Annotated in this window: 3 protein-coding genes; 1 reads left to right on the top strand and 2 read right to left on the bottom strand. The window is 64.1% G+C overall.

The genetic code is table 11. The features are described 5' to 3' along the window. The coding region (locus VNC39_RS01790; protein WP_325395579.1) for an AMP-binding protein at positions 1-1,448 on the bottom strand (1,448 nt) is incomplete at its 3' end. Between the two features lie 230 nt (positions 1,449-1,678). Continuing rightward, on the bottom strand, positions 1,679-2,446 hold the full coding sequence (locus tag VNC39_RS01795; protein ID WP_325395581.1) for a sulfite exporter TauE/SafE family protein: 768 nt from the start codon (positions 2,444-2,446) through the stop codon (positions 1,679-1,681). Between the two features lie 132 nt (positions 2,447-2,578). Here VNC39_RS01795 and VNC39_RS17400 point away from each other — a divergent pair. Further along, positions 2,579-2,707, top strand: a 129-nt coding sequence (locus tag VNC39_RS17400) for an acetyl-coenzyme A synthetase N-terminal domain-containing protein (protein ID WP_408840007.1), incomplete at its 3' end; no start/stop codon positions are given.

Genomic DNA, 2,707 nt, shown 5'->3' on the forward strand with positions numbered 1-2,707 from the left:
GGCGTCTCGCCCCATTTGTCGTCCGGCTTTGCCACCACCGCGGCGGCCGCGACCGCCGGATGCTTGTACAGCGTGTCCTCCACCTCGATCGAGGAGATGTTCTCGCCGCCGGAAATGATGATGTCCTTCGAGCGGTCCTTCAGCTGGATATAGCCGTCGGCGTGCATGACGCCGAGGTCGCCCGTATGAAACCAGCCGCCGGCAAAAGACTTCTCGGTGGATGACTTGTTCTTGAGGTAGCCCTTCATCACGACGTTGCCGCGCATCATCACTTCGCCCAAAGTTTCGCCGTCGCGCGCAACCGGCGTCATGGTGGTGGGGTCGAGCACGTCGAGACCCTCGAGCGCGCCGTAGCGCACGCCCTGGCGCGCCTTTTTGGTCGCCTGCTCGGCAGGGGGCAGCGCGTCCCATGCATCGTGCCAGTCATTGACGACGGCCGGGCCGTAGCTCTCGGTGAGGCCGTAAAGGTGCGTCACGTTGAAGCCCGCCTCCTTCATCGCCGCCAGCACGGCTTCCGGCGGCGGCGCCGCGGCCGTGAAGAATTCGACGACGGTGGGCAGGGGCTTCTTCTCGTTCGCGGGCGCATTGAGCAAAGTCGCCATCACGATCGGCGCGCCGCACAGATGCGTCACCTTGTGATTGGCAATGGCGTCGTACATCGCCGCCGCCCGCACCGCGCGCAGGCACACATGCGTGCCGGCGACGACGGAAATCGACCAGGGAAAGCACCAGCCGTTGCAGTGAAACATCGGCAGCGTCCACAGATAGACCGGGTGCTTGCTCATCGCGCAGGTCACGACGTTGCCGATGGCGAGCAGATGCGCGCCACGGTGATGATAGACCACGCCTTTCGGATCGCCGGTGGTGCCCGACGTGTAGTTGAGCGTGATCGCGTCCCATTCGTCGCCCGGCATTTTCCAGGCGTAGGTTGGATCGCCTTGCGCGACGAATTCCTCGTATTCGATGGTGCCGATCCGCTCGCCGGCGCCGGTAAACTCCTTATCGTCATAATCGATGACCAGCGGCTTCACCTTGGCGAGCGCGAGCGCGTCTTTCATCACTTTGGAAAATTCGCGGTCCACGATCACCACCTTGGCGCCGGCGTGGTCGAGCGAGAAGGCGAGGATCGCCGCATCGAGCCGCGTGTTCAGCGTGTTGAGAACGCCCTGGCACATCGGCACGCCGTAATGGCACTCGAGCATGGCCGGCGTGTTTGCTAGCAGCACCGACACCGTGTCGCCGCGCCCGATGCCGCGCTTTGCCAAGGCCGAAGCGAGCCGGCGCGAGCGCGTGTAGAACTCGCGGTAGCTGCGCCGCAGCGCGCCGTGGATGATCGCCGTGTGGTTGGGGAAGACAGCGGCCGCGCGCTCGAGAAAACCGAGCGGCGTCAGCGGCTGGTAGTTGGCCGGGTTGCGGTCAAGATCGATGTCGTATGGCGTTTTCGCCATAGCGTTGTCCCCCTTTGGAGGACGTTAGCCAAGAGAAGGGGCGGCAAGCAAATGCGGACTCGGCAGCTTGCGCGAATACACCGCCCCCAGCACCGTGTCATGCCCGGGCTTGACCCGGGCATCCATGAAGAGGTGCCAGACGCGGGGGCCTTACGTAAAGGTTGACGTCGCCGCACGGCCTCATGGATTGCCGGGTCAGGCCCGGCAATGACCTGTTGAGATATCTTGCCTTACCCGCCCAGGATATCCGTCATGCCGCTGCGCGTCAGCTCGAGCGAAATCAGAAACAGGATAATCATCGTGACGCGGAAGAAAACCGCAGCCGGGGTGACCCGCACGACCCAGAAGCCGATCTGGTTGGTCACGATTGCCAGCGGCAGCAGCACCAGCGACGTGGCAAAACCCTTCGTGGAGAATTGACCGAGCGCGAAATAGGGCACCACCTTGAACGAGTTCATGGTGGCGAAGAAAATCGCGCTGGTGCCGACGAAAGTCATCTTCGACAGGTTCTGCGACAGCGCGTACATCTGGTAGGGCGGTGCGCCCGCCTGGCAGAGCGTTGACGTGAAGCCGGAGACTGCGCCCAGGAACACGCCGGCGCCGGCGTTCGCATTGCCGGCCTTGCGCGCGACCCGTGCTGGCCCGATCCAGGTGTGGAGCACGTAGCCGATCGTCGTGACGCCGATGAACACGCGCACCGCCGCGTCCGAAATATAGGCTGCGAGCCACCAGGCCAGCCCGATACCGACAATGGCGCCGGGGATCAGCACAGCCAGGATCCGCCCATTCCACTCCTTGCGGTAGACCCACAGCGCAAAGCCGTCCTGCACGAGCATGATCGGCAGCATGATGGCGGCCGCCTCCAGCGGCGGCATCACCAGCGCCAGCATCGGCGTCGCCATCTGCCCAACGCCTGAAAATCCGCCCTTTGACAGGCCGAGCGCGACCACGGCCGGCACGGCCAGAACGTAGAACAGGGGGTCAGTAATGACGGTCACGGCGACACACTAGCCGGAGCGGTGAGGGCGGGTTTTGCGCTCGATCAAAGCCGCCGCATGCGGCAGGTGTCAGCCTTGTTTGCGCAGCGCCGGCGTTCCACAATCGGCCCAAAGACAAAAAGGGAGGGGGCGATGGACGCCCGCACCAGCCGCTATCACGACGTCTACGCGCATTGGCAGCGCAGCCCGGAGGTGTTCTGGGCCGAGGCCGCCGCCGGCATCGACTGGTACGAGAAGCCGAAGAAGATCTTCGACAAAAAT

Source organism: Acidocella sp. (assembly GCF_035535915.1).
In the GTDB taxonomy this organism is placed as follows: domain Bacteria; phylum Pseudomonadota; class Alphaproteobacteria; order Acetobacterales; family Acetobacteraceae; genus Acidocella.